We start from the raw sequence: 7,993 nt of genomic DNA on the forward strand, positions 1-7,993 counted from the left end.
CTCGCGTTGCGGGCCAAGATCGTGCTGCGCTGCGCGGAGGGCGGGACGAACCAGCAGACTGCGGACGACCTTGGCATCGACAGGTCGACCGTGGACCGGTGGCGCCACCCACAACACCACCGAGATCAGGACCTGGCTCGGCAAGCACCCCCGCTTCCACGTCCACTTCACCCCCACCGGCTCCTCCTGGATGAACCAGGTCGAGCGGTGGTTCGGCCTGCTGACCGACAAACTCATCCGCCGCGGCGTCCACAAGTCCGTGAAGGCCCTGGAGGCCGACATCACCGCGTGGATCAACACTTGGAACGAGAACCCACGGCCCTTCACCTGGACCAAGACTGCCGACGAGATCCTCAACTCCCTGGCCGACTACCTCACCAAGGTCGGGACCACCAGCCAGCAAACAGAGCAGAACCAACCATCAGGATTTCTGGCGCATCACACTAGGACGGCGACATCGTCATCGCCCAGTACCGTCCACGGCTCAAGCCGCGTGATCGGCGACAGGACACGGTGAACCAGCATGCTTCTTCCGGGGATCTACGTGATGGACGGCGGCAGATAACCACATCCATCTGGCAGGTCCTCCGGGCACGGAAGACCCGTCACCTACGTGGAAGACAGTGATTCAAAGCCTCAAGATAATGGTCATTTATGAGAATGACCATCTGTGACGACCGTGGCCGAGGTCGCCGGGCTGTGACTTCGCTCGAGACTTGGGTCGCCATTAAAGAGGATCTCAACTCCCCACGGGGTAGTTCACCCAGTCGTGTGGGAAGCGCGTGTCCAAGATGCAGAGCCTGGGGTCTCTTGATAACGTGGCCGGGAGGTTCGCCGAATGGTCGAAGGCGCGCGCAAAACGCATAGAGAATTCCTACCTCGCCCCCCTTCCACTCTCAACGCATTCAGGGAGTATTTCGGTGCAAAATTCTGTAATGCTTCTGGACCATCTTAGGGGCGGAGCCACATACTATCCCCTGGACTCTCCGGCAAAATGGCCTTCCCTTCAGAACGAGGTGATCGGGCTTAGGCAAAGCACGCTCGCCGATCTCACCTTGCGCTCAGAGTCTTCATGCAAGGAATCGAGCAAATCTGCGTACGAGATGCGGCAGATTTTCTCCACAGATCTCGCGACCCGGCGGAGGCTGATGACCCATCCAGCCATGATCATCTGGCTGCAGCAAACGGTGCGAATTCTCCAAACAGAGGGGCTCGCATCGAAGGGGGCGGTACGGCAGTTTGAGCAGTTTGCAGAGGTTCGCGATCGATGCCTAAGCGGGGAAGACTCAAAGCATTATATTGTGGCCGGTTCGGTACAAGTACGTCGATACCATGTTGACCCGCTCATCACCGCAGTTGCGCCGCCGACATTCGATTTCCCAGCAAACCCAGAGGACATCGGCGACGAGCAGCGCGCTACAGCGTCTCGGGTGTACCCGCTGGATTTCTTCACCGAAGTTGCCGAGATTGCCCTTGAACAGGTCGCCACAACATGGCCTGAACTAGGATCAATGTTTCCACGCTTCGTGCATACATTGATCCATGTTCCGGACGGCACCTTCCGCAGTGCATCTGCTGCCCGCTACAGCGGTGTCGTCTTCCTCTCATCTGATGACGCGACGCTGCTCGATTTGGAAGAATCGCTCGTTCACGAATTCGGGCATCAAGTCCTCTATTGGATTATGGAGCTCGACCCCCTATTCCTCAATGACGATAACACCGAGTTCGAACTGCCGTGGTCTGGCGCCGAGCGTGACTTCTACGGCTTCTATCATGCCTTCTACATTTACATTCTCCTCGCTCACTACTATCAGCGAGTTGCTTTGCTGCGCCCCCCCTGTCGCGAGAAAGCGCTGGATCGACTAAGAGAGATCACAGACGGACTCGAATCGGCAATTTTGCAGATTCAATCAATTGGGAACTTTACGCAGCACGGTCAGCTTTTCACCGAAAATATCTGCACTGCAGCGCGAGCGGTAATGTCGAAGTAATAAACTCCAGCTATCGGAAGGGAATGGCATGTCGGAGACAATCGAGGGCGGGCGTGCAGCATTTCAGCCCGGAACGGTGGTGCAACAAGGTCTAGGCGTAAAAGGACTAAACGTTGACGGCGAGGTTGTTCTTTATGACGCCCTGCGCAACAAAAGCTACAGACTCAACGCAAGCGGTGCTGAGATCTGGCATTTTTTGCGGCAGAGCCTAACATTTTCCGTCATTGCAAATGCATTTCCCGCTATCGAAACGGAGAGGTTGATTTCGTTTCTTTCCGGACTTGCCGAACGGGACCTCATTGGCACCAATCGCTCGGTGAGTACCCACAGCCAGAGCAAAGGAAGGGCCTATGAGCAACGACCAACCGGAGATCACTGACCTGGGGGCATTCGGCGACCAGGCGCTCCGTGCAGATACTCAGCAGCAGCAACAACAACAACAGCAACAAGCGAAGCAGCGGTCCGTCAACCGGTCTCTGGACCCAGAGACATCCCTGCCGCAAGAAGAGGTAGTGGAGACCCTGACCACCGAGGTGCGTCAGGTCAACACTCTGGCGCCCTCTGAGGGACGACGCTACACCGACAAACCTCCGCGAAGTGCCAAGTGAAGGTGATCGGTGAGGCGCCCGCACGAGACGTGCGGCCCAGCAGACAGTACGCCTGGGTCCGCCCGATGCTGAACTTCGCGCGTTAGCCTCGCGGCCTTCCGTGATCGGCCGTCAACTTCGGTTGGCGGCCGATCTGGATGTGGAGCCTGTTCCCGGTGCGCGGATGGCCGGGCTGCGACGTGGCCTGTCGCCCCTTCCGACCTCCCCGCTTCGAAGCGGCTGACCAAGGGCGGCGGCCCACAAGCTGATCGGCACCCTGGCCGGTACCTGACGCCGTCAGAAGTGGCCCGTATCTGGCCCGGGTGCCCGGTGTCCCTGCGGATGGTGCCGTCCACCGGCCCCGCCGAAGCCCGCGCTGGCGTCGTCTAGGTCCGCCATCGGGGTGCAGCCGGTGAAGTCTCCCGCACGCTGCCGCTCGATCGACGCGTCGATCTCGTCCCACGCCTGCCGCGGCAACGCGTACGCCGCCCACGAAAGCGGGCAACTCCAGAGCCGGCGTGGTCCCGAGTTGCGCATCGAACTCCGCCAGGCGCTCCGGGTCGGAGGTGAGGGCAGCGCGGACCGCGTCTATCGTCGCGGAAATCTCTACCAGCTGGTCACTGACGTGAGCACGCCACGTCGGCTCGTCAACCTCGTTCATCCCGCCGCCCATTCCTCGAATCTTGTGCTCGCCGCCACGGAACGTGGCGGAGGAACATCCCCGCTGCGCGGGGCCGACACTTGTTGACCTGGGCTTTTGCTAGCGGTTATGAGGGTTTTCATTTAGTTGTGTTTGGTGCGACTGCGGGTTGGTGCGTTGTGTGGGTGCACCGTATCGGTTGGGGAGCCGTTGGCGGTACTGGGCTCCCGGGGCCGTCTCGTCCGGGAGGGGCCCGGAACCTTGCGGGGAGTCTGGCGGGCAGTGCGCACGATGTGTTCAGGGCCAGCCGAGGAGCCAGACGAGTTCGACTTCGACGCGGTCGGTGTAGATCCGGTACGCGATGGGGACTCCGGCTTGGCGGAGTTCCAGGAGCCGGAGTGCTTCGGGGCCTTTGCCTTGGAGTTCGGTGCCGGCTGGAGGGGGTGTTGGGCGAGGGGGCCGCGTCCAGCGGCGTGGACCGCGGTGCGGCGCTCGGGGGTGAGGCCGGCCATGCCGCGTTTGGCTTTGGCGCTGTAGACGACGCGGTAGGTCATGCCTCCCGCCCCTCAGCGGTACCGGGCTGGCCGGTCGGATGGAGGGGTTCGAAGGTGACGGGGTCGTAGTCGGCCCACACGGTCTCGGACGGGATGGTGTCGGAGGTCCCGCCCTCGGATTCGGCGATGGCGGCCTGGATCTCGGGATGGGTGAGCATCATCCAGCGGACCCGGTGGGCGGTCACGACGCTCAGCACCTCAGCGAACGGAGCGGCTTCCAATTCCGCGGTGAACGCCATCAAGTGCTGCGGCCACAGGGCAAGAGCGGCCTTCAACTCGCCGATGCTCTGCGGCCCTTCGTCCTCACCGAGTTGATGCGGCGATCGTGTGGGTCCTGGTTCTTCGCCGGACTGCGGACGCGACTCACTCATCGAGGGGTTCCTCCCTGCTTGGTGGCGGCAGCCCCTCAGTGTTGCCTCTGCCCGGGCCCGAATCCCGGGTCGTCACCCGATCAGATGGCGGGGCTGCGACTCCCACAGTGCAGTCGGCTGAACACCGCCCCGCCCTACGCGCCTCGCACTCATCGGGCGGATGGCGGATGGACCACCAGCCGGGGACTTGCCATGACCCCAGCTTCCCCTTAGCCCTTACGGCCAACACCGCAAGCGCCAGCTCCCACGCACCCCACCCTAGGCGTGCAAGAAGTCCGGACTCCGCCGATGGGGTCGGCGGGACTGGGCCAGTGGCACGCTTCCCTTTCGCAGAGGCGAGGCAACGTTGCGATTCGATCACGTGCAAGGCCAGGGGCGTGGTGATTGTCGGTTTCGGTAACTAAGGAGAGACATGTGCTCTTGCGCGGTGATTTCCTGACTGGTGGTCTTCTCGCGCCCGAGCATCGGGATTTGTTGTGAAATCGCTTCGTGATCGAAGCGGGTGAAGGGAACGTGGACGTTGCCGCACATACGAAGACAACGCGCACTATCGCGATTTGCTCTGGGAGCCGCCCTGGTGATGGCTGCGCAGGGGCTGGGATCGGCGAGTGTCTCCGCACAGCCGCTGACAGCGGACAAACCGAGGCCGTCCACCGGGGTGGTGAAGGCGAAGCTGAAGGCCGACACCAACCCAGGTGAGGTACCGAAAGCGCGCGTCAAGGCACGCGCGACGGGCAAGCCGGTCGAGCTGATCTCAGAACGTACTGAAACCTCTCGTACCCTCGCTAATCCGAACGGCAGCTTCACCACGGAGCTTACGCCAGGGCCGGAGCGCATCAAGCGCGACGGCGTATGGCGCCCAGTGGATGTGACCCTGCACGAGCAGGACGGCCGGGTGGTTGCCAAGAACCACCCCACTGGCCTGGTGTTGGCGGGGGCGGGTGGCAACGTCCCGCGCTCGCTGTCTGCGGCCGCCCAAGCAGCGCCACGCGACCTCGTGACTCTTGGAACCGGCGACAGTCAAGTCACGCTCCAGTGGAAGGGCGGGCTGCCCGAACCTCAACTGGACGGCACTGTCGCTCGCTACCCCGATGCGGTGCCGGGCGCTGATGTGATCGTTGAGGCCACGCGAACCGGTTTCGAGCAGTTCGTCGAGATCGGCTCCAAGCCCGCAGCCAAGGACTACTCCTACACGTTGCCGGTCAAGGCGACTGGTCTACAGGCCAAGGAGCAGGCTGACGGCTCGGTCCTGTTCACCGATGCGGCAGGCAAGAAGCGGGCCGTCATGCCCACGCCGGTGATGTGGGACGCCAGTGTCGATGCCCGCTCCGGAAAGCACACCCGCCGGGTGACCGTGGACATGGAGGTCATTGACCAGGGCAATGGACAGATCGACCTCGTGGTCACCCCGGACGCCGCCTTCCTGGCAGATGAGAAGACCAAGTACCCGGTGACCGTCGATCCGTCTACCTCCGCGTTGTCGAACACATTCGACACCTACGTGCAGCGGGGCGAGACGGTCGACTGGTCCACTGACACCGAACTGGACTTCGGTGACCCCGGCACCACGAACCCCGACGGCACGACCCGCGCGGCGCGTTCATTCATCCACTGGAACACCACGCCGATCAAAGACGCGCTCGTCTCCAGTGCCACTCTCCAGCTGTACAACTTCCACTCCGGCAACACCGATTGCACGGACCAAGCCTGGACAGTGTGGTCCACCGGCGCCGCCTCCACGTCGTCGCGATGGACCAGCCAGCCCGCCTGGAACACCCAGTACGCCACCTCCACCGAGACCAAGGGCCATCCCTCCTGCGGCACGGATGGCTGGATCAAGGCCAACGTCACCGACCTTGCCCAGTTCTGGGCGTCCGGACAGGTATCCACAGGCCACATGGGCCTGCGAACGGCTACCTCCGACGCGCGGGCGTGGAAGCGGGTGAACTCCGCGAACAACGCAGCGAACCAGCCCAAACTGTCGGTGACCTACAACTTCCGTCCGGAGACGGCCACCAACCAGCAGGCCGGCCCGCCGTTCTCGGCCACCGACGGGGTGTGGATCGTCAGCACGACCACTCCCGTGCTTCGAGCGACCTTCGGCGACGCGGACGGTGACCAGGTCAACGGCACATTCGAAGTCCGTGACAAGGTCACTGGCGCCACGGTCGGTGACTACCTTGTCTCCCCTTGGACCGCGCCCCAGGTGCCGGCTCAGGTGACGGTGCCTTCGGGGCTCCTACAGGAGGGCAGGACGTACGAGTTCCGCACCTCTCCGTACGACGGCACCCACTACAACCTCGGCTGGTCCGCCTGGACGTCGTTCACGGTGAACACCGCGACCGCCGCCAGCCTGACGCGAATCGGTGGGAGCACCACGATCGACACGTCAGTGAAGATCTCGCAGGCCCACTGGAAGGGCAGCACCGCTGCCACTGGCAATGCCGCGAACGCCGCCGTGATCGCACCCGCCGACAGCTACAAGGACGGCGCCTCCGCTATCCCGCTGGCCAAGTCCAAGAGCGGACCGCTGCTCATCACCGACAAGGCCGCGCTCGACCCGAAGGTCAGTGCCGAGCTGCAACGCATGCTGCCGGCCGGGAAGACCGTCTACCTCTCCGGCGGCACCATCACCGCCACTGTCGCGCAGGCCATCGAGGCCCTCGGCTATACCACCGTGCGCTACTCCGGTGCCAACGCGCAGGAGACCTCGCTGGCGATCGCACGCGACGGCGTCGTCAACCCCCAGCACGTCGCGGTCGTCACCGCGAACAACTGGAAGGAAGCCCTCACTGCGGCTAGCGCCGTCGCCTCAGCCGACGGCGCAGTGATCCTCAGCAACGACGCTTCCCTGCCGACCTCGGCCGAGACCTGGCTGAACGGGCTGCCCAGCACGGTCAGCAGGACCGTCGTGGGCAAGGGCGCGGCCAACGCCTACGCCAGCACCTTCGGCGACGTCGCGGGCCGCGATGACATCGAGACCAGCGCCATGGTCGGCGACAAGTACATGCCCAACCCGGCGCGCGTGGCCCTCACGACCACGAGCAGCTACAGCGACGCCATCAGCGCCGGTGCGTACGCCGCGACGGTCGAAATGCCCCTGCTGCTGAACTCGCCGACGGTGTTCGACCAGGGCGGCAGTTGGTTCTCCGAAGAGCACAGCGCCACCACCAGGAACGTCACCGTGATCGGCGGAACCACCGCGATCTCGAACACCGTCGCCGGTGCGGCACGGACCGCCGCCACCGAGAAGTTCATCAGTGGCGAGATCGTCCCACCGGGGGAAGGGCCCGCCACGCCTGCTGACATCCAGCACATGGCCATCGAACCGGACTGGAACGGACTGCCGGCAGTCCAACCCTTCAGCTACGGCGGCGGCATGAACGACGCCGAGGGAGAGTACTGCAAGTGGCCCAGCCGATGGCGTATCTGCGCCATCGCCTACGACAAGTCCGTTCTCGCCAAGAACCTTGCGCTGCGCGAGGTTGCTACCACCGGATTCTGGCCCGGAAGCAGGACCAACGGCGGCAAAGCCGACGCCTACCGGCACTGCACCTGGAACGCCCTCATGGCCTACAGAATGGGGGCGAAGACCGCCAAGGGGTTTGGCGATCGCCACGAGAAAGGCCCCAAGCCTCAAGGCATGAGCGACGCACTCGCCGAACGGCACCACCGCATGGACTACCACAACAACTCCTGGGGACGCTTCTTCGGCCAGTACGGCAAGGACGTCGGCATGTCGCAGTCCGAGGCAGAATCCATCCTCCCGGGCTGGTGCCTGCAAACCGTCAGCGACGGAACGCTCAACTACCTGTGGTATTAACACCACACGCACCAGTCGCCAACCACT

The 7,993-nt window shown here is 63.4% G+C and carries 6 protein-coding genes and 1 pseudogene; 5 read left to right on the plus strand and 2 right to left on the minus strand.

The features are described 5' to 3' along the window. Positions 1-103: 103 nt before the first annotated feature. The 4 genes and pseudogenes from NBG84_RS39605 to NBG84_RS39620 all read left to right on the plus strand — a co-directional run. Positions 104-385 (plus strand): annotated as a pseudogene (locus tag NBG84_RS39605) (transposase); the annotation flags it as partial. Positions 386-791: 406 nt separating this feature from the next. Continuing rightward, positions 792-1,991: an aKG-HExxH-type peptide beta-hydroxylase gene (locus NBG84_RS39610; RefSeq protein WP_250924605.1), complete on the plus strand. Its 1,200-nt coding sequence runs from the start codon at positions 792-794 to the stop codon at positions 1,989-1,991. Positions 1,992-2,019: 28 nt separating this feature from the next. Next, positions 2,020-2,370, plus strand: coding sequence for a PqqD family protein (locus NBG84_RS39615; RefSeq protein WP_250924591.1), 351 nt, complete (start codon positions 2,020-2,022; stop codon positions 2,368-2,370). After that, positions 2,342-2,599 carry a hypothetical protein gene (locus tag NBG84_RS39620; protein WP_250924592.1) on the plus strand — a complete coding sequence of 86 codons (258 nt, stop codon included), beginning with the start codon at positions 2,342-2,344 and terminating at the stop codon, positions 2,597-2,599. The genes NBG84_RS39615 and NBG84_RS39620 overlap by 29 nt, the downstream gene beginning before the upstream one ends. 276 nt (positions 2,600-2,875) lie before the next feature. On the opposite strand, the gene NBG84_RS39625 is transcribed toward NBG84_RS39620, so the two are convergent. Next, complete coding sequence (locus tag NBG84_RS39625) at positions 2,876-3,115, minus strand: hypothetical protein (protein WP_250924593.1); 240 nt, start codon at positions 3,113-3,115, stop codon at positions 2,876-2,878. A 653-nt stretch (positions 3,116-3,768) separates the two neighbouring features. Then, positions 3,769-4,143, minus strand: coding sequence for a hypothetical protein (locus tag NBG84_RS39630; protein ID WP_250924594.1), 375 nt, complete (start codon positions 4,141-4,143; stop codon positions 3,769-3,771). Positions 4,144-4,723: 580 nt separating this feature from the next. On the opposite strand from NBG84_RS39630, the gene NBG84_RS41310 reads away from it, so the two are divergent. Next, entirely contained in the window at positions 4,724-7,966 is a 3,243-nt protein-coding gene (locus NBG84_RS41310) for a cell wall-binding repeat-containing protein (protein ID WP_308312165.1), read from the plus strand. The last annotated feature ends 27 nt before the right edge of the window (positions 7,967-7,993 follow it).

Source organism: Streptomyces albipurpureus, from assembly GCF_023701525.1.
GTDB lineage: Bacteria > Actinomycetota > Actinomycetes > Streptomycetales > Streptomycetaceae > Streptomyces > Streptomyces albipurpureus.